At 42.6% G+C, this 22,765-nt stretch carries 19 protein-coding genes; all 19 read left to right on the top strand.

Annotation, left to right across the window (positions count from 1 at the left end):
- The first annotated feature begins 3 nt into the window (after positions 1-3).
- The 19 genes from AC0VYH_RS19690 (at position 4) to murQ (AC0VYH_RS19600) (ending at position 22,743) form a co-directional block, all read left to right on the top strand.
- Complete coding sequence (locus AC0VYH_RS19690; RefSeq protein ID WP_430243329.1) at positions 4-921, top strand: phosphotriesterase family protein; 918 nt, start codon at positions 4-6, stop codon at positions 919-921.
- Positions 922-923: 2 nt separating this feature from the next.
- Positions 924-2,018 (top strand): aminotransferase class V-fold PLP-dependent enzyme, encoded by a 1,095-nt coding sequence (locus AC0VYH_RS19685; RefSeq protein ID WP_475368030.1) that lies wholly within the window; start codon positions 924-926, stop codon positions 2,016-2,018.
- A 49-nt stretch (positions 2,019-2,067) separates the two neighbouring features.
- Positions 2,068-3,222, top strand: coding sequence for a YhfX family PLP-dependent enzyme (locus AC0VYH_RS19680; protein ID WP_475368029.1), 1,155 nt, complete (start codon positions 2,068-2,070; stop codon positions 3,220-3,222).
- Between the two features lie 2 nt (positions 3,223-3,224).
- A complete protein-coding gene (locus AC0VYH_RS19675) occupies positions 3,225-4,412 on the top strand; it encodes a phosphopentomutase (protein ID WP_475368028.1) in 1,188 nt (395 codons plus the stop codon).
- A 12-nt stretch (positions 4,413-4,424) separates the two neighbouring features.
- Positions 4,425-5,705 carry a serine hydrolase gene (locus AC0VYH_RS19670; protein ID WP_475372965.1) on the top strand — a complete coding sequence of 427 codons (1,281 nt, stop codon included), beginning with the start codon at positions 4,425-4,427 and terminating at the stop codon, positions 5,703-5,705.
- Positions 5,706-5,781: 76 nt separating this feature from the next.
- Positions 5,782-6,708 (top strand): nucleoside hydrolase, encoded by a 927-nt coding sequence (locus tag AC0VYH_RS19665; RefSeq protein WP_475368026.1) that lies wholly within the window; start codon positions 5,782-5,784, stop codon positions 6,706-6,708.
- A 344-nt stretch (positions 6,709-7,052) separates the two neighbouring features.
- Positions 7,053-8,729: a serine hydrolase domain-containing protein gene (locus tag AC0VYH_RS19660; protein WP_475368025.1), complete on the top strand. Its 1,677-nt coding sequence runs from the start codon at positions 7,053-7,055 to the stop codon at positions 8,727-8,729.
- Positions 8,730-8,746: 17 nt separating this feature from the next.
- Positions 8,747-10,846, top strand: a complete 2,100-nt coding sequence (locus AC0VYH_RS19655) for a glycoside hydrolase family 3 protein (protein ID WP_475372964.1) — start codon at positions 8,747-8,749, stop codon at positions 10,844-10,846.
- A 60-nt stretch (positions 10,847-10,906) separates the two neighbouring features.
- Complete coding sequence (locus AC0VYH_RS19650; RefSeq protein ID WP_475368023.1) at positions 10,907-12,169, top strand: exo-beta-N-acetylmuramidase NamZ family protein; 1,263 nt, start codon at positions 10,907-10,909, stop codon at positions 12,167-12,169.
- A 274-nt stretch (positions 12,170-12,443) separates the two neighbouring features.
- On the top strand, positions 12,444-13,844 hold the full coding sequence (locus AC0VYH_RS19645) for a PTS transporter subunit EIIC (RefSeq protein ID WP_430243343.1): 1,401 nt from the start codon (positions 12,444-12,446) through the stop codon (positions 13,842-13,844).
- A gap of 21 nt (positions 13,845-13,865) precedes the next feature.
- Entirely contained in the window at positions 13,866-14,933 is a 1,068-nt protein-coding gene (locus tag AC0VYH_RS19640; RefSeq protein WP_475368022.1) for a DUF871 domain-containing protein, read from the top strand.
- Between the two features lie 4 nt (positions 14,934-14,937).
- Entirely contained in the window at positions 14,938-15,843 is a 906-nt protein-coding gene (gene murQ, locus AC0VYH_RS19635) for an N-acetylmuramic acid 6-phosphate etherase (RefSeq protein WP_430243347.1), read from the top strand.
- 72 nt (positions 15,844-15,915) lie between these two features.
- The gene (locus tag AC0VYH_RS19630; RefSeq protein WP_283153521.1) at positions 15,916-16,767 is read left to right on the top strand and encodes a MurR/RpiR family transcriptional regulator; all 852 of its coding nucleotides are present in this window, start codon (positions 15,916-15,918) and stop codon (positions 16,765-16,767) included.
- Positions 16,760-17,779 carry a serine hydrolase domain-containing protein gene (locus tag AC0VYH_RS19625; RefSeq protein WP_475368021.1) on the top strand — a complete coding sequence of 340 codons (1,020 nt, stop codon included), beginning with the start codon at positions 16,760-16,762 and terminating at the stop codon, positions 17,777-17,779. The genes AC0VYH_RS19630 and AC0VYH_RS19625 overlap by 8 nt, the downstream gene beginning before the upstream one ends.
- A gap of 25 nt (positions 17,780-17,804) precedes the next feature.
- Positions 17,805-19,073, top strand: a complete 1,269-nt coding sequence (locus AC0VYH_RS19620) for an ABC transporter substrate-binding protein (RefSeq protein WP_475369076.1) — start codon at positions 17,805-17,807, stop codon at positions 19,071-19,073.
- 15 nt (positions 19,074-19,088) lie between these two features.
- Positions 19,089-20,039, top strand: a complete 951-nt coding sequence (locus AC0VYH_RS19615) for a carbohydrate ABC transporter permease (RefSeq protein ID WP_475365932.1) — start codon at positions 19,089-19,091, stop codon at positions 20,037-20,039.
- A gap of 12 nt (positions 20,040-20,051) precedes the next feature.
- A complete protein-coding gene (locus tag AC0VYH_RS19610; protein WP_475365931.1) occupies positions 20,052-20,876 on the top strand; it encodes a carbohydrate ABC transporter permease in 825 nt (274 codons plus the stop codon).
- Positions 20,863-21,831, top strand: coding sequence for an N-acetylglucosamine kinase (locus AC0VYH_RS19605; protein WP_475365930.1), 969 nt, complete (start codon positions 20,863-20,865; stop codon positions 21,829-21,831). Before AC0VYH_RS19610 ends, AC0VYH_RS19605 begins: the two co-directional genes overlap by 14 nt.
- 12 nt (positions 21,832-21,843) lie before the next feature.
- The gene (murQ, locus tag AC0VYH_RS19600) at positions 21,844-22,743 is read left to right on the top strand and encodes an N-acetylmuramic acid 6-phosphate etherase (protein WP_475365929.1); all 900 of its coding nucleotides are present in this window, start codon (positions 21,844-21,846) and stop codon (positions 22,741-22,743) included.
- Positions 22,744-22,765: the final 22 nt, after the last annotated feature.

The raw sequence follows: 22,765 nt of genomic DNA, 5'->3' as shown, positions 1-22,765 counted from the left end.
AAGATGATTCAAACGGTTAGAGGACCAATTGATCCTACTGAGCTCGGGATTTGTTCCGCTCATGAACATCTTTGTATTGATTTATCACGAATTAAAAATGATCCTGACACTATTCTTGACGATATAGGCGGAATGGAAGAAGAACTTCGCTATTTTAAAGCTTCAGGTGGGCAGGCGATGATAGAAGTTACGAATGACGGAATGGGTCGTAATGCAAGTCTCCTTAGAAAGTTAAGCGAAACGACAGGAGTGCATTTGATCGCAAGTACCGGTTTTTACAAAGACCCATTCCTTCCAAACCAAGCGACTGAGTGGAATCGCGATCAGTTTGCACAATACATGATTGATGAAATAAAGAACGGAATTGAAGGAACAGACGTTTATCCTGGCGTTATTGGAGAAATAGGGAGCAGTCACTATGAAATCAAGCCTATTGAAGAAGAGCTCTTAACTGGTGCGGGAATCGCAGCAATGGAAACGGGGCTTCCGCTCACCACACATACAACGCTCGGAACGATGGGAGTCGAGCAAGTTGAACTTTATTCTGCCCTTGGATTGCCAATGAACCAATTGATTGTGGGGCATCAAGACCTTAATCAAGATGATGAACGAGTACTTTCTGTTGTGGAAGCAGGGGCATTTGTAGGATTTGATACGATTGGAAAAATTAATTATCGACCTGATGAAGAGCGAATTCATACAATTTGTCGTCTATTTGAAAGAGGATATGGTGCGCAGATTTTATTATCAGCTGATTTAACTAGAAAGTCACATTGGCATAAGCACGGAGGTATTGGATATGACTATGTTCTCAATGAATTTGTTCCTCGTTTAAAAGAAGCAGGCTTGTCTGATGAGAATATCAGAATGATGCTAATCGATAATCCAGCTCATGCTTTCAGTCGAAAGGGGATTGCATAACATTGAAATACCAGGAATCTGTTATACCTCAGATGTCACTTGCAGAAGCAACAAATAAACAATTTGAAATTGTGGATTATATCACAAAGGAATTTAAAGACAATGAAATGTTCCATGATGGCGATCGCGGTGTGCATCCGATCTATAAACGACCTAGAACAACTGCGAAAGTTGAGAACGTTCTTGCTAGTATTTTTGGAGGTGATCAGGCAGTACTTGTGCGAGGATCGGGTACCGGTGCAATTCGATCTCTCTTAAGTGCCCTCCTTGAACCGGGAGAATCCATGATGATTCACACTGCACCTATTTATATGACGACTAAAGAAACGATCCGAATGCTTGGGTTACGAACGGAAGAAGTGAATTTCAATGATTTAGATGCTATTAAACAAAGTCTTCCTCATTCAGAAGCAAAGGTTTTCTATATCCAACATGCAAGGCAGCAACCAATCGACACTTATCGTCTTAAAGAAGTGATTAAGTTAGTTAAGACGATCAACCCTGAAATGATTGTAGTTGTTGATGATAATTATTGTGCATTGAAAATGCATGGAATTGGTGTAGAGGCTGGCGCTGATTATTCCACTTTTTCCGGATTTAAGCTACTTGGACCTGAAGGAATTGGAGTAGTGATAGGGAAGAGCGCCATTAAAACAATTCAACAGCGAAATTATTCTGGAGGCAGTCAAGTTCAGGGACCAGAAGCGATGGAGTTACTTCGATCCCTACCTTTTGCACCTGTCTCATTAGCTATTCAGAGTCAGCAAGTTGAAGTTCTATGTGACTTGTTAAATAAAGGTGAAGTGTATGGAGTAAAAGAGGCATATATTACAAACTCTCAATCAAAGAATGTCATTGTTGAACTGAAAGAGCCAGTTGCCCGTGAAGTAATCGAGCGAAGTAAGGCCTTTGGAGCAGCAACATATCCAATTGGAGCAGAATCACGTTTTGAACTTGTTCCAATGATTTATCGAGTTTCTGGTAGTTTCCTCGAAAGTACACCCGCATTACTTGAATATGGTTTACGGATTAACCCTATGAAGGCTGGAGCAGAGACTGTTATTCGTATTCTTCGAGAATCATTGCGAGGAGAGTAAGTATACATCAAGACATAATCTATACGCTGTTGTTTAGGAGGCTACTACATTGTTTCTTTCACTTACAAAGAAGAGAAATCCAGAACTCATTAAAGCGGGAGTAAAACTTCACCAATCTGGGCTTATTCCTCCCAATACGTATGTTCTCGACCTTGACACAATAGCCCACAATGTCAGAAGAATGGCGCAAGCTGCTAAAGAGAATGATTTTACATTGTATTTTATGAGTAAGCAGCTTGGTCGTATAGGCGATCTCGGGAATTGGATTGCGGAACATGGAATTGAAAAAGCTGTTGCCGTTGAATTTGAAGAAGCTTACCGACTATATCATTCCGGTGTCAGTATTGGTAACGTGGGTCATCTTGTCCAACCTGGGAAACATCAGTGGGATGAGGTTCTTAGTTTCGATCCAGAAGTTGTGACGGTTTTTTCGATTGAGCGAGCAAGACAAGTATCAGATGCAGCTATGAAACTGGGAAAAAAACAGGAGGTCATTCTGCGAGTAATCAATTCATCAGACACGATTTATCCTGGACAGTGGGGAGGATTTCAGGTAGAGGAGCTTCAAGGTTTTATTCCAGAGCTAAAGCAGCTGAAAGGAATCGAAGTAATGGGCGTTACTTCATTTCCGTTATTGCTAATGGACAAAGAACGTAAGGAGCTATTGTTTACGGAGAACCTGAAAACAATTCTTTCGGCAAAAGCAATCCTTGAAGCATCGGGATTTCATATTCGTCAGGTAAATGGTCCAAGTGCAACAAGTACAGAAACGATTCCAATGCTAAAAAAAGCCGGGGTTACACATGGGGAACCTGGACATGCTCTAACAGGGACTACCCCACTTCATGCGGTGCGAACTCTTCCTGAGGATCCTGCTATTATCTATGTATCTGAAGTCTCTCATGAAGATGAGGAGAATTTTTATGTGATTGGAGGAGGGTTTTACGAAAGGGGAAATATGACAGGCGCTTACGTCGGAAGCTCCCCTGAACGTATTTTTGATACATTTTTAAAAGGCAAGCCTCTAAATTCTGAGTACATTGATTACTATGGAAGACTTGAACGTGAATCAAGAGTATCTATCGGTGATACGGCAATATATGCTTTTCGGACGCAAGTGTTTGTAACAAGGGCAAATGTTGCCCTTGTTCGTGGGTTACATGATGGTGTTCCAGAAATTGTACATTTTGAAAGGAGAGGTTAACGATGGGACGTATCGTAGTGCTCGTTCTCGATAGTTTTGGGATTGGAGCAATGGATGACTGTGCAGATTTTGAACCAGGGGACTGCATAGCAAATACGTACGAGCATATTCGAAAAAAAGTACCGATGGCCATTCCCACCATGTATTCGCTTGGACTTAATCAACTTGTAGATGAAACCGGAACACCAAAAGGAGCTTACGGAAAAGCACGACTCGCACACTACGGAGCTGATACTTATATGGGACACCAAGAGATTGTAGGAAGTCTTCCGAAACGTCCCGCCAAACGATTGATGAAAGACGTTCATGAGAATATAGCTACGAGTCTACTAAGGGAAAATTTCAAAGTAACCTATCCTTTTGAAGATTTGCCAATATTGTTAATTGACGATGCAATCATTATTGCAGATAACATTGAATCAACCCCTGGAAATATTATTAATGTTACGGCAGACCTGACAAAGGTTTCGTTTGAGTATGCGCTTAAAGTAGGAAGCGTTGTAAGGAGAGTTGTTGATACAAGTCGAGTTATTACATTAGGCGGTCCTCACACTTCGGTCGAGCGACTTCTATCAGTAGTAAAAAAAGGGGAAGCGGGGCAGTGGGGAATTGATAGCCCTAAAGCAGGCTTGTATGGGCCAGACTATCAAGTTCGTCACCTGGGATATGGTGTTAACGTACAAAGACAATTCCAGACCCTAGCTGAATCTAAAATTCCAGTTTATCGAATTGGGAAAACGGCAGATGTACTCGAAGGAAAGCATTGGGCTTATTCTATTGTGAATACAGCGGAGGTGCTTCAACAACTAAAAGAAACATTTAGTAAAGAAAAGCATGGGGCTTTTCTAGTAAATGTACAAGAAACGGACCTTGCTGGTCATGCAGAGGATACGAATTGGTACGCATCACTTCTTGAAGAAGTAGATAATTGGCTGGAGAAATTTATTCCTCTACTTAAAGAAGATGATATTTTAATAGTAACGGCAGATCATGGGAATGACCCTACGATCGGGCACTCAAAACATACAAGAGAGTATACTCCTCTTATGGTTACTGGTCCTAAAGTGAAGCCAGTATCGATTGGGATAAGAAATACTATGGCAGATATAGGGGCAACCTTGAGTGATTATTTTCGTATTGAATCCACTGAAGCAGGTACTAGCTTTCTTAATCAAATCCTCAAAAACTAAGGAGGAGTATATATGAAGAAACGAATTTTTATAATACCGATCGTGGTTCTGCTGTTGAATATCTCTGTCTTTTCCACAGCTTCAGCTACTGCCAACGGAGAGAAGCTGAGTCATGGTAGTCCGAAGAGTGCTGGAATGAATGCTACTACACTTGAGGAAATTGATGACGTAGTGCAAGAAGCTATAAGTAATGATATAACTCCTGGAGCAGTGGTACTTGTGGTTAAAAGTGGTAAAGTCGTAAAAGAGTCTGCCTATGGAGATGCACAAAAATATGATATGGGAAATCTATTAGAAAAACCAAGGAAAATGAAAAAGAAAACAATGTTTGACCTTGCCTCTTTAACTAAAGTAATGGGAACAACGCAAGGAATTATGAAGCTTGTCAGTGATGGGGAATTATCAGTAAATGATCGAGTAGCAAAATATATTCCTAATTTTGCTTCTAATGGTAAGGAAGATATTACAATCGCAGACCTTTTAACACATACCTCTGGCTTAACTCCTTGGCAGCCGACTTATTTTCATGCTAAGAATTCGGAAGAAGTTCTAAACTATATTAATGCACTTCCACTCGAATACGAAACCGGCACAGATCGTCGCTATAGTGATTTTAGTTTTATGACGCTAGGGTTCATCATTGAGGAAATAAGCGGAGAGAAGCTTGATGATTATCTTCAGAAAAATATTTATGAGCCATTGAAAATGAAAGATACGATGTTTACTCCTTCAGATCACCTTGATGATAAAATCGCAGCCACCTCATGGGGGAATCCTTTTGAATATAAAATGGTTGATGATCCTGATTTCGGCTACAACGTTCCTGAGCGAGCTGAGGACTTTGGAAGGTGGCGAACTGAAACACTTGTTGGAGAAGTTAATGACGGTAATAGTTTTTATGCAAACGAAGGTATAGCTGGACACGCTGGCTTGTTCTCCACGGCACGAGATCTTGCCGTACTTGGACAGGCGATGTTGAATGGTGGGAGTTACGGTAAAGTGAAGCTATATGATCAGGAGGTTATTGAAGACTTTACAACCCCTCAGCGTTTTGGACAGGGCTATGGATGGGAACTCGACAAGAGCTGGTACATGGGTGACAAACATTCAGAAGCGACTTTTGGGCATACAGGTTTTACAGGGACCCAAGTGATCTTTGACCCATCTAATGATCTCCAAATTATTGTGTTAACTAATAAACAAAATAACGGCCCTCTCGAATCTGGATCCTATCCAAGCACTGGAGGACTTTCGAAACATATCGCGAATATCGTATACGAGTCTATTCAATAATAACTCAACCCTGATTAGCTTCCTTTCTTGGAGGTGCTCAGGGTTCTTCTATTTTAACAACGAGGAGAGATGCTGAATGAGGGAAAAGAGAAAAGTGATTTTAGATTGTGATCCAGGCCATGATGATGCGATTTCGATTATTCTTGCAGCTTCTAGTGATCAGATTCAGATTGAAGGCATTACGACGGTAGCGGGGAACGTAGATGTTGGGAAGACAACGCTTAATGCGTTAAAAGTATGTGATTTCATAGGGCTCGACGTGCCAGTTGCTCGTGGAGCTGAGCAGCCACTAGTTAAAACGCGTGAATTCGCACCAGACATTCATGGAGATTCTGGTCTTGATGGACCAGAGCTTCCGGAAGTTCCAAAGAAAATGATGATCGATCAGCATGCTGTCGATTTTATCATTGAGAGATTGTTAGATTCTGATGGAGAGATTACGCTAGTTCCGACAGGTCCCCTCACGAATATCGCTTTAGCGATTGAAAAGGAACCTGCGATCGTTGGAAAGATTCGTGAAATCGTACTGATGGGTGGAGGGACGTTTGGAAATTGGACACCTACGGCGGAATTTAATATTTATGTCGATGCCGAAGCGGCGGATGTTGTTTTTAACAGTGGAGTGCCTGTGACAATGTTTGGTCTAGACGTTACGCATCAGGCGATTACAACGCCGACGATTCTTCAGGAGATTTCTTCGATTGGCACGAACGTTTCGAAATTTGTGGGGGATCTTCTTGTATTCTTCACGAAAACGTATAAAGAGGTTTTTGGTTTTGAAGGAGCTCCTATTCACGATGCATGCACGATAGCGTATTTAATTGATGAATCGATTTTTGAATTCGAGACGGTTCGAGTGGATATTGAGACAAAAGGAGAATTTACATACGGTACAACGTGCGTTGATCGTCTGCATGTGACGAGAAGAAAGCCGAATGTGAAGTTTGCGCATGGCATTAATCAAGAGAAGTTTTGGGGATTGTTGATTAATGCGTTGAAGTGAGAAGGGCGGAATTCGTGGTGCCTGTCACTCGCGAATTCGCGAGTGACAGGCACCACCTAATATACCGCTACTAAACAAACGTTTATTTAACGTATACACTCATATTCTGAAATAAAGCTACGGAAACGAAATAAATAAAACGGTATAAAACTCCAAAATCATTCCAATGACCCGGGTATAAAGATAGATAAATCAGGGTGTTTTTCTCTTATCTATGACTTAAGTGGTATAGACGACTATAAAGGAAGAGGTTACGATTTGAATAGAATATTCTGAATGTTATTTTGTTTCATTGAGGAGGTAGCTCGTTATTACTTGTATTCAATAACAATGGGGAGGGCACTATGAAAAGAAAAACGCTGTCACTGCTTTTGACCACCGCGCTTGGTACGTCACTTTTAGCTCCAGGATCTGGTTTGGCTGCACCTGGTCCAACGATTGAGAAAGCGGGTAAGATCAACATGAGTCAAAGTAAAAGTCATCCAACTTTTTCGTGGGACAATCCTGGACCGACATCGCCTGTGCTGCATCCTGGTTCAGTCAAAGGGGCCGGAATGCGAGTAGAACCACTTAATGAGATTGATGATTTGATTGAAGGCGCCATCGATGAACAGGTTATGCCTGGCGCGGTTGCGTTTGTAGCGAGAAGAGGACATATCGTAAAGGAAGAAGCTTACGGTTATGCTGCGCAATACACAGATGATGAGTTTACTGAAATGAACAACCCAATTCCGATGAGTAAGGAAACCATTTTTGATCTTGCCTCAATTAGCAAACTTTTCACAACAACGGCGGCAATGACGCTCTATGAAGATGGGGAATTTAAGTTGGATGATCCGGTAGCGAAGTATATTCCGGAATTTGCAGCGAACGGAAAGGAAAGCGTTACCATCGAACAACTGATGACACATACATCGGGATTCAAACCATGGATTCCACTCTATACGATCGAAGGCGATCGAGAAGATCGCCTGGAGTATGTTTTTAACTATCCACTTCAATCAGAGCCGGGGAGTGAGTATACATACAGCGATCTTAACATGATTACACTCGGTGCTCTCATTGAACGATTGTCTGGGATACGTCTAGATGAATATGTAAAAAAAGAAATCACCAATCCGCTTGATATGAAGGATACGATGTACAATCCTCCTGCTGAATTAAAGGAACGAATTGCGGCTACGGAATACCAGGCATGGACGAACAGAGGGCTTGTCTGGGGGGAAGTTCATGATGAGAGTGCCTGGTCATTGGACGGAGTCGCTGGTCATGCAGGTGTTTTCTCGACAGCATCCGATCTCGCTAAATTTGCTCATATGTTTCTGATGGAAGGACGCTATGGTGGGACACGCATTCTTCAACCGGAGACGGTGAAACTTTTAACAGAAAATCGGATTCCAGAGTTTCCAGGTGACGATCATGGCCTCGGTTGGGAGCTTCAACAAGGTTGGTTCATGGATGCTCTATCTGAAAGCACAACGCTCGGTCATACAGGTTATACAGGGACGTCAATCGTTGTCAGTCCAACGAATCAGACAATTGCGATCTTATTAACGAATCGGGTTCATCCGACGCGTGAAACCGTATCTACTTCTCCAACGAGACGGAAGTTTGCAAGAAAGGTAGCCGATGCGATTCCAGTTGCGATGAACAAGAAAGCTGATCCCTGGTTTGCCGGCTATGGAGATAACGAATCGAAGTATCTGACTGCTAAAGTTAACGTGCATAAAGAATCTACTATTACTTTTGATACGTGGTACCAAATTGAGGAAGGCTACGACATGGGAACAGTAGAGGTTTCAGAGAATGGGAATGAATGGACCGAAGCGCTTCAGCTAACAGGAAGCAGTAAGAAATGGGAGGCGAGAGAAGTCGCTCTTCCTGCAAACACAAAGTACGTTCGCTTCACATATAAGACAGATGGCTCTACAAACAAACGTGGTTGGTATGTTGATGATTTGAAGGTGAATGGCTCAACAGTCACGCTGACGAGTGATGAATGGATGAAGCGATCATATTAAAAACCAGGAGGGATAGCATGCGAACGAGACAGAAACGGATGATTGTCACTTTTCTTGCATTGTTAATGATCTTTTCCCAGGCAGTTATGTTACCGGGGAAAGCTTCCGCAAAAAAAGCAGGTTCACCCGAGTTGATTTTAATGGAAAATGTTCCTGAAGTGAGTTCAGAATTTGATGGGAAAAGCATTGCATTGCATGCGCTTCACATTTACGATGATGGTCACTTTATGAAAACAGATCAAAATCTAAAGTGGAAGTCATCCAATAAAAAGGTGGCAAAAGTAGATCGTGAAGGGAACGTAACGCTGACAGGTAAGCGTGGCCGGACGTTCATTACGGTTTCAGATGGTAAGAACAAAGATCGGATTGCCCTTGATTATAAAGTGGATAAATCAAATGAAAAATCATCCGCTCCGTCTTTGATTAAACAGAAAGGGCACCAATACGACATTATCGAAAATGCGATTGACGGTATGACGATGGAAGAAAAAGTCGGTCAAATGCTGATGCCGGACTATCGAAATTGGAACGGTGAAAATGTAACAGAGATGCTTCCGGAAATTGAAGCGCAAATTGAAGAATATCATCTTGGAGGCGTGATTTTATTCAGAGAAAACGTGGTTACAACCGAGCAAACGACAAAGCTTGTTGCTGATTATCAGGAAGCATCCGAGAAGTACGGTCTGCTTATGACAATTGATCAGGAGGGAGGCATTGTAACGCGTCTTCAGTCGGGCACAGATATGCCAGGGAACATGGCGCTCGGTGCTACGCGTTCCAAAGATCTGACGAAGGAAGTTGGAAATGCGATTGGGGAAGAGCTTGCCTCCCTCGGTATTAACATGAACTTCGCACCTGATATGGACGTGAACAACAATCCCGATAATCCTGTTATTGGTGTTCGCTCATTTGGAGAAGATCCAGAGCTTGTTGCGGACCTTGGTATTGCGTATACAAAAGGTCTTCAGGAAACTGGCGTTGCAGCAACAGCTAAGCACTTTCCAGGACATGGAGACACAGCAGTTGATTCACATCTAGGACTTCCAGAAGTGCCTTATGATAAAGAACGTCTCATGGAAGTCGAACTCTATCCATTTCAGAAGGCAATGGAAGCTGGGATTGACGCGATTATGACAGCGCACGTGACGTTCCCTAAAATCGATGATACGAAAGTGATTTCCAAAAAAGATGGTACAGAAATTTCTCTTCCGGCCACACTCTCGCACAAAGTTTTAACAGAATTAATGCGTGATGAGATGGGGTATGAAGGCGTCATTACAACGGATGCGATGAACATGGGTGCTATCCAGGATCACTTCGGATCTGTTGACGCAGCGATTCGCGCAGTGAAAGCAGGAACCGATATCGTCCTGATGCCAGTTGGACTTCAAGAAGTGGCAGAAGGATTATATGGAGCAGTTGAATCAGGTGACATATCTGAAGAACGGATCGAAGCATCAGTGAAACGAATCCTAACATTAAAAGTAAATCGCGGAATCATCAAGTCGGAGAACCCGAGTGACGTAAATAAACAAATTCAAGATGCGCTCGAGACAGTAGGGTCAGACGAGCATAAAGCCGTTGAGAAAGAAGCGGCGGATAAATCCATTACGCTTGTAAAGAATGACAATGTCCTTCCTCTTGACGGGAACAGTGATGATCACGTTGTCGTTATTGGACGAAGTTTTGTTGAATCACTCGGTAACTCAGTAAAAGCAGCGCATGACAATACGACGGTTATTGAAGTAAATGCAAGCTACACACTAACAGATGAACAGCGTGAAACTCTTGCGTCCGCTGATCAAATTATCATTGGCACGTATACGTACAGTGTGAGTACGCGTTCGCCTGAGCATCCACAGATGATGATGGTCGATACGATTATGAGTGAAACGGATGCGGATGTGATTGCGATTGGAATCAGAAATCCATATGACATTATGGCTTATCCGAACGTTGACAGTTATATTGCTCAGTATGGTTTTAGAACAGCTAGCTTTGAAGCAACAGCAGCTACCATTTTTGGTGAAAATGCCCCGTCAGGTAAGCTACCAATAACGATCCCGGGGGAAACGGGCGGCGTGCTTTATAACTTTGGTCATGGGTTAACGTACTAAAATTGTGGTCGGGAAGACTTGTTCTTCCCGATTCTTAAAAAATGGGGAGGCGTTTTAAACATGAAAAAGTGGCTTGTGATGGTGTTAACTACGATGCTTGTCTTATCATCATTATCTGTGGCATTCGCTGATAACAATGGGAAAGGACACGGTCATGATAAGCGTAAGAAGTTTAAGCTTGGTGTGGAAGTTCTACTCGAAGATCAAAAAGAGCTTATCGAAGGAAAAAGCGTTGGCCTGATTACAAATCCTACAGGGGTAGATCAGGAGCTTAATAGCATTGTTGACTTGCTTCACAATGATTCCGATGTTGATTTAAAGGCACTTTATGGACCGGAACATGGCGTTCGTGGAAGCGCACAGGCAGGAGAATATGTCGAGTATTATACGGATGAGGAAACAGGGTTACCCGTTTACAGTCTCTATGGATCTACTAAAAAGCCGACGCCAGAAATGCTAGAAGGCATTGATGTTCTTCTTTTCGATATTCAGGATGTAGGCACGCGTTTCTATACGTACATTTATACGATGGCCTATGCTATGGAAGCTGCCAGCGAGAATGACATTGAATTTATCGTGCTTGATCGTCCTAACCCTCTAGGTGGGGAAGCGGTGGAAGGTCCCGTTCTTGATGATGAATACTCTTCGTTCGTCGGAAAATATGAAATTCCACTTCGTCATGGCATGACAGTAGGTGAGCTTGCTTCACTTTTCAATGAAGAATTTGAAATCGGTGCTGATTTAACAGTCGTCGAAATGGATAAGTGGAAGAGGGATATGTATTACGATGATACGCCACTTGAATGGGTATTGCCCTCGCCTAATATGCCAACGCTCGATACAGCACTCGCTTATCCTGGAGCTGCCTTGATCGAAGGAACAAACGTATCTGAAGGTCGAGGCACCACAAAGCCATTTGAATTAATTGGTGCACCATTTATTAACGCAACAGAACTTGCCAGTGAACTGAACGAATTGAAACTTCCAGGCGTTGATTTTAGGGCAGCTTCCTTTACTCCTTCGTTTTCGAAGCATGCGGGAGAGTTAACACATGGCGTTCAAATTCATGTGACTGATAAAGAAGCGTTCAAGCCAGTCAAAACAGGATTAAGCCTAGTGAAAAACATTCACGATCTCTATCCTGAAGACTTTGAGTTTCGCGCAGAAAATAGCGCAGGCGTCTCATTCTTTGACCTTCTCGTTGGAAACGGATGGATTCGAGAAGGCATTGAAAATGGAGACAGCGTGAAAAAGATGGAGAAGCAGTGGGAAGATGATTTAAAAGATTTTAAAGAAGTAAGAGAAGACTATTTACTATACTAGATAGATTGATAAGCACTCGCATAGCGTCGAGTGCTTTTTTTATTTTATGTAATAAAACTTCACAAAAACACTTACATTATTAAATAAAACTTGTTAAACTGAAATTATTAGAAAATTCAATTCGATGAACAGATATAAAGGAGGGCGGATCACGAACGAAATAAACAGGATTGATTAGGGCACATTTGTAGGCAGTTACTACATAGCCAGAGGCTCCATCAATATGAGGAAACGGAATACATCACGAAATCATAAGAAGAAATGGGGAAGGCTTGTGAGAAAAGAAGAACGCTTAGCAGGGGAGATTCTACCGCATTTAGGTGGACCATCGAACATTAACTCATTAACAAGTTGTATGACAAGGCTCAGGGTAACACCGATTGATGATACAAAAGTAGATCTTGATCGATTGAAAGAAATTGACGGCGTGCTTGGCGTTGTGGAAGCTGAAACAATCCAAATTATTTTAGGTCCTGGCATTGTGACAAAGGTAGCAGAAGAAGTTTCAAAGCTGAGTGGTGTTGATGCGGAGGATTTGGAAGATGATGAGAACATTTTTGAAGGACTCGCAGATCAAACAAAATCAGATCTTAAGCAAAAGAATGCAACGCCATTTAAGTTATTTTTACGAAAAATAGCTAGTATATTCATTCCACTTATTCCAGCTATTGTTGCGTCAGGATTAATTGCTGGAATAACGAATATTGTGATTCGATCAGGTGTTGATCCGGAAACGTCACTTGTTTCTATTCTAAACTTTATTGGTTGGGGCTTGTTTAGCTACCTTGGCATTTTCGTTGGTATAAACGCAGCCAAGGAATTTGGTGGAACCCCTGCACTCGGCGGTATCGCTGGTATTTTAATCATTAACCCAGCACTTGCTGATATTACGCTTTTTGGTGAACAGCTTGTACCTGGTCGAGGCGGCTTAGTAGGCGTCATGCTTGCAGCGTTTTTCATGGCATGGACCGAGCGCCGCGTGCGTCGTTTTGTTCCATCGTCTCTTGATATTATCGTGACGCCAACGATCTCTGTTTTGATTACGGGATTTGCGACATTAATTGTCCTACAGCCAATTGGTGGATTTGTATCAGACCTTATCACAAAAGGGCTACTAGGATTGATTGACGCAGGAGGTATTTTCTCCGGATTGATTCTAGCAGGAACGTTCCTTCCTCTAGTTGTTACAGGGCTTCATCAAGGGCTTACGCCTGTTCACATGGAATTAATCAACACGATTGGTGATGATCCATTGCTTCCGATCCTTGCCATGGGAGGCGCTGGTCAAGTAGGGGCAGCCTTCGCGATATATTTCAAAACGAAAAATAAGAAACTAAGAAAAGTGATCAAAGCTGGCTTGCCAGTCGGCATTTTAGGGATCGGAGAACCACTGATTTTCGGTGTGACGCTACCACTTGGTCGTCCATTTATTACGGCATGTCTTGGCGCAGCCATTGGAGGCGCGTTTGCCGCATTCTTTAAAGTGGCGACAATTGCGATCGGAGTATCTGGCTTACCGCTGATCTTCCTCGTGAATTCAAATCAAATTTTATATTATATTATTTCTCTCGTTGTTGCTTATTTCTTTGGTTTTGTCTTCACGTATCTCTTCGGGTTTAAAGAAGAAATGACCGTTGCGATTGATAAAGGGGCTTCAACGAACACAGCTGCATAAGAAAATGGAGGGTCAGATGTCATGCTTGGAATATCTGTTTATCTTGGAAGTGATGGAGGAGATGTTGAGCAACGCTTAGAAAGAGCTAAATCAATTGGATTCGATGCTATCTTTACATCCCTCCATATCCCTGAAGATGATCATTCGCTCTATCAAACTCGTTTGAAAGAGCTTGGTCAATTAGCAAGGAAATTTGAGATGGAGCTTGTCGCAGATATTTCGCCAGAATCCATTATCCATTTAAATATTCAACATTATGAAGAGTTATTGGACTGGGGAGTGAATGGCGTTCGTCCGGACTATGGTTATACCGATGATTTAATTGTTTCTTTATCTCAGTTGATGAAAGTGGGCTTGAATGCAAGTACTGTTTCGAGAGAGGAAATTGAGACGTGGCTTGAAATGGGTGCAAACGTTTCGAACCTAGAGGCGTGGCATAACTACTACCCAAGACCAGAAACTGGATTAGACGTTGATTTTTTTTCAGAACGAAATCGTTTATTTAGAGAATATGGCATTCAAACAATGGCATTTATTCCAGGCGATCAAAACCTTCGAGGACCGATTTACTCTGGCCTTCCAACACTTGAGAAACATCGTTCTATGTCTCCTCATATGGCCTGTGCTGAGCTACTTTATCATTATCAAGTTGATAAAGTTCTGATAGGAGATATTTCAGTAAGTGATAACCAATTAGAAAAGCTTTCACTCCTTGCAAAAGGAGTGATTCCGCTTGAGGTTTCGAAAGTGGATGATCAGTTTGAAAGTTTTCAGGTGAAGGGAAAACATAAGAACCGTCCCGATCCAGCGCGGGATGTGATCCGTTCAGTAGAGTCGAGACAGTTACAACATCGTCCTGAACCAATACCTTCATTAAAAAGAAAACGCGGCGCCATCACGATTGATAATATGAACTATGGCCGCTATGCTGGTGAAATTCAACTTGTAAAGCACGATCTTCCGGAGGACGATCGTGTGAATGTTATTGGAAATGTGATTAGAGAAGATTTGCCTCTATTAAATTACATTGGGGCATCTCAACCATTTGAATTACTTTTGAAAACTGATGCTACTCATGAAAGGAATTAAGACAATGAATTTAAATAACATCCAGACCGAGCGTAGAAATCAAAACACACTGAACATTGATCAAATGACAACATATGAAGTTCTTAACATCATAAACGAGGAAGATCATGTTATACCAGACGCTATTAAAGAAACCCTACCAGTTATTGAACGTCTTGTTGATCGAATTGTAGATGGCTTTCAACATAATGGTCGCTTAATTTATGTTGGGGCAGGGACGAGTGGGAGACTTGGCGTTCTTGATGCCTCTGAATGCCCTCCAACGTTCGGAACGCCGTCAGATCAGGTGATTGGTGTGATCGCGGGTGGCGATAAAGCTCTTCAATATGCGCTTGAAGGTGCTGAGGATGATGAAGAGCAGGCTGTCTTAGACATGAAAGAGCTGTCGCTTACGAAGGAAGACGTGATCGTAGGGATTGCAGCTAGTGGACGCACACCTTATACGGTAGCTGCAATGGCTTATGCCAAAGAAATTGGTGCAACGGTTGGAGCGGTTACGTGTAGTGAAAATACAAAGATGGAAGAAGTGGCTCACCACAGCATCGTTGCGAATGTTGGACCAGAAGTTGTCACTGGATCGACGCGGATGAAAGCGGGGACAGCCCAGAAGCTTGTATTAAATATGTTAACGACTGCTTCGATGATTAAAATTGGAAAAGTTTATAGCAATTTGATGGTTGATGTTGTACCAACAAATAGTAAACTTGTTCAGCGTGGTAAGAACATTGTTGCAGAAATTTCAGGTGTATCTGCTGAGGAGGCGGAGAAAGCTCTTGAAGAATACGGATCAACGAAAGGAGCGATTCTTTCGTTACTAACAGGATTAAAAGGAGAAATCGTTCATTCGACATTAGAAAGGTATGATGGGCATTTGCGAAAAGCGATTGAATCTGCTTTTGTGACAAGCTAAGGTAAGAATCGCTAAATAAGATATGCTAAAATGAAATGATTGAAAATCTATTCAGGTAAAGGTGGGCTAGGAATGAACGGAGGCCTGATCAGTATTCAGGAATCAATCACTTCATTAAAACCTTCAGAACGAAAAGTAGCGGAATATATCATTCATTATCCGGAAGAAGTAATCAACCTTTCCATTCAGAAACTCTCGAAACGAACAGAAGTGAGTGAAGCGACAATTATCCGCCTTGCTCGAACGCTGAACTACAAAGGGTTTCAAGAATTGAAGCTTCGAATCGCAGGTGATCTTGCAACGAAGCAGACGAGCAAATCTTATCAAGAAATATCGATTGATGGGACGGTGGATTCGTTTATTGAAAATGTATCAAACAATAATATTCAATCGATTAATGATACAATTTCTGTTCTATCAAAAGAGGAAGTAGAGAAAGCAATCACTGTTTTAAGTCGTGCGAGGAAAATTGCGCTGTATGGTATTGGAGCATCAGGATTAATTGCCCAGGATTTCAAACAAAAACTTTCTCGTATTAATCGCTGGTGTGAAGCTGCAGTCGATTATGATACACAAGGGACGATTAGCGCAAACCTCGGAGAAGCTGACGTCGTTTTCGGCATTTCTTATTCTGGCCAAACAAGAGACATTATTGAATCTCTGAAAATCGCAAAAGACAATGGTGCCACTGTGATTACCTTAACCAAATACGGTACAAATCCAGTTTCTGACCTCGCTGATATTAAGCTTTTCACAAGCTCTCTTGAAAAGAGCATTCGAAGTGGTGCGATGAGCTCACGTATTTCCCAACTGAACGTCATTGATATTCTATATGTTGGCATGACCAGTCGAAACTACGATGAGAGCGTTGCTGCACTTGAGCGAACGCGAAAAGCAGTTGAGGTTGTGAAGAAGCATGTATGATTTTGATGCTTACTTAAAAAAATTAATTGACGAAAAGGAGCTCCCTGGCGCTGTTCTTCATGTTCAACATAAAGGGAGCACTGTTTTTCATCAAGCTTACGGTCGTTTTCAAGACAGGATACAACAATCTCACACCATGAATATCACAACGCTTTTTGATATAGCCTCCCTAACAAAAGTGGTGGCAACCCTTCCTTCTATCTTATGGCTGATCGACAACACGTCAGTTGAATTAAATCACACCATTCAAACCTACATCCCAGAATTGAACCATTCAGATATCACGATTCACCAAGCACTTACACATACAACAGGCTTACCTGCAGACATTGATCCGCCTATCAAAAGAGACGAAAAGCGGTTGATTTTGCAAGAAGTTGTCAACGCAGATCTTATCCATCAACCAGGGAGCGTTGTGCAGTATAGTGATCTAGGCATGATTTTACTTGGAGAAGTAATAGAGCGTGTGAGCGGCGTGGATTTACCTACCTTCACGAATACTAAACTCTTCAAGCCATGGGGGTTAACGAAAACGATGTTCAATCCTCCGCAACACCAGGGAATTGCTGCAACAGAATGGCATTACGATCATTACGTTCAGGGGGAGGTGCATGACGAGAAAGCGCTCCACCTAGGCGGAGCAAGCGGAAGTGCAGGTGTATTTTCTACAGCTAAAAATGTCGGAAAATTCGGTCGATATTTTCTGTATCCAGAAACGCAGCAGGTGCTGTCACCAGAGACGATTAGGAATGCTAGAAAGCATGTGATACAAAATCGTGGGCTTGGCTTTGAGGTTTGGAACGGAGAAGGAAAGGCATTATCATGTGGAAGGGGGTGGTCAGAAGGAAGCTTCGGCCACACGGGGTTTACTGGTACTAGTTTATGGATTGATCCTAAAGAAGAGCTGATCGTCACTTTTTTAACGAATATCGTGCATTACGGAAGAAACCACAACATGAGACAGATTAGACCTCATCTTCATTCTTTGATTCATGACTCTTTTACTAATTAAATGAGGGGGAAATATTATGGATAAAATGAAAGTGTTTACTTTTTCTGGTTTTCTAGCGTTGATTCTTGTTCTATCTGCGTGTAGCTCAGAAAGTGGTGGGAATTCGGGAGACTCTGAAGCAAGTGAAGATAGCGTTACGATAACGATCGGAAGCTGGAGAACAGAAGACAAAGCAAGCTATCAAAAAATGATTGATGCTTTTAATGAAGAAAATCCGGATATTAACGTGGAATTCAAACCTTCAAAGAATACGGAGTATAACACGATCTTAAATACGGCCCTTCAAAGTGGGGAAGGTCCTGATATCATTCACCTTCGCCCTTATACACCGGGCATCGAGCTTGCGGATGCTGGATACCTTGAGCCGCTAGATGATCTGGAAGGACTAGATCAATATCCAGAGGAAACCCTTGCTGCTTCGAAAGGATCGGATGATAAGCAGTACGGTGTGCCGCTAAATATGAGCACGACGCAAATGTTCTACAACAAGAAAATGTTTGAAGAAATGGGTCTTGAAGAACCGCAAACGTGGGAAGAGTTCATGACGCTAAATGAAAAAATAAAGAAGGAAGGTACTACACCGATCGCTCTTGGAACAAAGGAAGGGTGGCTCTTATCATTATCGCACGGAATTATTGGTCCAGCTCACTATGGTGGTAATGAATTTGTTGATCAAATTACAGCTGGTGAGACGGATTTTACAAGTGATGAATTTCAGAGTTCGATTGACGCGATGGATGAACTGAAAGAATACTTCCCAGAAAATTACGAAGGTCTTGGAATGGAAGATATTCGTACGATGTTCTTTACAGGTGATGCAGCGATGTTCCCACTTGGAAGCTGGGAAATTGAAGTGCTACGTGAAATGAATCCTGATCTTGAACTTGGCTTCTTCCCAATGCCGTCTGCTGTAGGAAAAGAACCTACGATTACAACTTGGGTAGATGGATCTTATGCAATCAATGCAAGCTCGGAGCATAAAGATGCCGCGAAGAAATTTCTTCAGTTTATGACAACAGAAGAGTTTGGCACGATGTTCACAGAAGAATTTAAAATGATCAGCGCAATCCCTGGTATTGAGTCGGAAGATGAACTTGTCAATGCGCTTGGAAAAGCAGCAGAAGAACAGTCAACACCGTACATGATGCTCGTTCATTTCGCTGGTGGAAATCCTTCCACAAAAGCGACGATCGAAACAGAGCTTCAGGGGATGTATCTTGGCGAACGTACACCAGAGGAAGTAGCAAAGACTATTCAAGAAAGCGCACAGTCCTGGTATGAGCCACTACAGTAATAAGGGGCGGACAATATGAAACTAGCTACAAATTCAATCGTGAAAATCAAAAAAGAAAGGAACTGGAAAAGGTGGACCATTCACCTTTTCCCGATTCCTGCCCTGATTATATATGGACTTTTCATTGTTTATCCTTTGTTTGCAGCCTTAACCTACAGCTTTTTTGATTGGAAAGGAATTGTACGTGGGGAGTTCGTGGGGCTGAAAAATTTTAAAGATCTGTTTACGCTGGAGCCTTTTTCGGGACTGTTTTGGGGCGCATTTGGCCATAACATTCTTTATTTTGTACTACAGATGATTTTCCAGAACGGCCTTGCTTTTGTACTTGCCTATATTATTTATAAAAAAGTGAAGGGATCGGAATTTCTTAAAATTGCTTATTTCCTGCCGCGACTTCTATCCGTCATCGTTGTCGGTTTTCTCTGGAAGCTGATTCTAAATCCTAACTACGGTGCACTGAATGTGATTCTTGAAAAGCTCGGTTTGGAACAGCTTCAAAAAGCGTGGCTTGGTGATCCAGATACAGCTTTGATTTCTATTATTCTCGTTAACTGCTGGTATGGTATTGGGTTCGGTGTCCTTATTTTTCTTGCCGGTCTTCAGTCGATCCCGAAAGAACTGTTCGAAGCAGGCAAGCTTGATGGCGCAGATGGTTTGTCGATGATACGTAAAATCGTGCTTCCGTTAATGGTTCCTTCGTTCATGATTATGACAGTCCTCACATTTATTCAGTCATTTGAAGCGTTTGAACTCGTCTACGCGATGCAGGGATCGCAGGGAGAACCTTACCATTCTACTGATACGCTTGCGATTTACTTTTATCGTCTCGCATTCGGAGGTTCTGCAGGAGGATCGACAACGGCAGTCGGATTAGGATCAGCACTTGCGGTGGTGCTCTTTCTCTTTATCTCATTCTTTACCGCACTCTATTTACGCTATATGCAGAAAAAACAAGTGGACATGTAAGGAGGCGATACTATGAACCATACGATTTGGACGAGACCGTTTTACTATGTATTTGCTTTTCTCATCGCATCCATTAGCATCTATCCAATTCTATTAATGATCCTCTCTTCCTTTAAAACAAGCGCAGAGATTTTCACAAGTCCACTCTCATTCCCGAAGACGTTCACGCTTGATACGTATCGGAATTTACTAGAGATTATACCGTTTACAACGTATTTCATGAATAGCGTGTTTGTGAGCGTCGTTTCTGTTCTATTAATTTTGATTACCTCGTCACTTGCAGCCTTCTATATCGCACGCTTCACGTTTGTATGGAATAACATCATCTTCTTTTTCTTCTTAATGGGAATGATGCTTCCGATCAAACTAGGCATTGTGCCGCTGTTTATTTTAATGAAAGATCTTAATCTACTAAACTCGCTCTGGTCACTGATCTTTATGTATGTTGCCACGGGAATACCACTGTCGATTTTGATTTTGACTGGATTCTTTCGAACGATGCCTCGTGAACTAGAAGAAGCTGCACGTATTGATGGAGCTGGAAACCTTCGTATTTTATGGAGTGTTGTGCTACCACTGATGAGACCGGCGCTTGGAACCGTGATGATCATCCAATTTATCCAAGCCTGGAACGATTTTTTCTTCCCACTTATTTTTATTACCGATGACATGAAAAAGACAATCCCAGTTGGCATGCTTTCCTTATTTGGCGAATACTCTGCAGATTGGGGATCCCTTTTTGCAGGTCTGACCCTTGCGTCACTTCCGATGATTGTCCTGTTCTTCATCGCATCAAAACAATTTATGGAAGGACTTACTCAAGGTGCAATTAAATAAGCGATTCTACATTGGCATAGACGGCGGAGGAACGAAAACTCTTGGGTTATTGTGCAATCAAAATGGAGTGATTTTAGCTAAAAGTACGGCAGGTTCGACAAATCTAAAATCTCGCGCAGAACAAGAGGTGCGATCTGCCATTCATCACGTGATTACAGAATTAACGTCGGGATTAAAAGATGGAAAGCTTGCAGGAATCTTTGTTTCAACGGCGGGTGGTGACCGAGAAGAGGATCAGAAGCGCTGGGAAAGATGGCTGAGGGAAAGGCTTCCGAGTTTTGAAGGGATTCTCAAGGTTAAGAACGATGCTTACGGTGCGCTTGCAAGCGGTACATTTTCGATGGAAGGGACCGTTCTCATTGCGGGTACTGGTTCGATTTCCTATTCGATTGATGCAAATGGTTCCCGTCGTGTGGGAGGCTGGGGCTATTTGTTTGGTGATGAAGGAAGCGGCTACGATATTGGGCGGAAGGCGCTCCGGACAGTTGCGATGATGCATGATGGAAGAATGATGTTGGACGAAGCTTTTTGTAGTAACATCCTTTCCTTCTTACAGGTAAACGGTGCGCCTGAAATAATTACGGCGATTTATGAGGATTCCTATGCGCGTATGAAAATCGCTTCTGTTGCTGAGAACGTCATCGAGCTTGCTGAGCGACAAAATCAAACGGCGTTGAAGATCGTTCAGAGAGCTTGTGAAAGTTTGAGTGAATTAGTTCGTGCTATCGAGATTAGGGGCAATCAACTTGTGATTTGCGGAGGGCTAATGCAATCCTCCTTCTTTCGAAATGGGTTTCTTGAAGAATTGAAAACAAGAGGGGTAAGCGATGTGTATTACCCTAACTTATCTCCAGCTGTAGGGGCATGCATTTGTGCACTGCTTTGTTGTGGCGTACCGATCGTAGACGAACGAAAAGTAAATCTGATGTCGTCTCATCACGTAATGGACGGCTAAACTAGGGGAGAGATGACGTTGACAGATGTGAATGAGATGAAGACAGAAATGCGAAATGCTAAATCGGAAAATCTGCACCAATTTTCAACGCTTCAAATAATCGAACTGATGAACGAAGAGGATGGGAGCGTAGCCGGAATTGTAAAAACCGCCCTTCCCGAGATTGAGAAAGTGGTTGGTCAAGCTATTGCTGTGATGAAAAAAGGCGGAAAGCTCTTTTATTTTGGAGCTGGTACGAGCGGGCGTCTCGGCGTGTTAGATGCTTCTGAGTGCCCGCCGACATTTGGTGTTGCGGCTGACCTAGTGAATGGGGTAATTGCTGGAGGAGACCGAGCGCTCAGGTATCCAATCGAGGGGGCCGAAGATAGTCGGGAAACGGGGGGAGAGGATATAAGGAAGCATGTAAGTGCACACGATTTGGTTATCGGTATTGCTTCAAGCGGAAGAACCCCTTATGTGCTTGGCGCTATCGAAGAAGCGAATAAAATGGGTGTAGTGACAGCAGGGATTTCGTGTAATACAGGCGCATCGCTTTCAAAAATGGTTACATATCCGATTGAATTACCAGTAGGTCCCGAAGTGGTGACAGGTTCAACTCGACTAAAAGCAGGAACAGCACAGAAGATGGTATTAAATATGATTACGACAGCATCGATGATCAAGCTTGGGAAGGTCTATCGTAATTTAATGGTGAACGTTCAAGCATCGAATGAAAAGCTACGGAAGCGAACAGTTTCGATTATTCAGGAGTTAACGAGAGTGAGTGAAGCAGAAGCTGAACGCTACAGTGAACAGGCAGAAGGTGATGCGCGGGTAGCGGTGCTGATGATTTTGCGGAGAGTTGATGCGGATCGAGCGAGGCAACTGCTTGAGGAGAAGGATGGGGATTTTGTGGCTGCGATGGAGGGGTGAAGATAGGTAAGGGGTCAGGTGC

The sequence above is a fragment of the Anaerobacillus sp. QJM3NY_32 genome (genome assembly GCF_056173645.1).
This window is presented reverse-complemented; position numbering and strand designations above follow the sequence as displayed.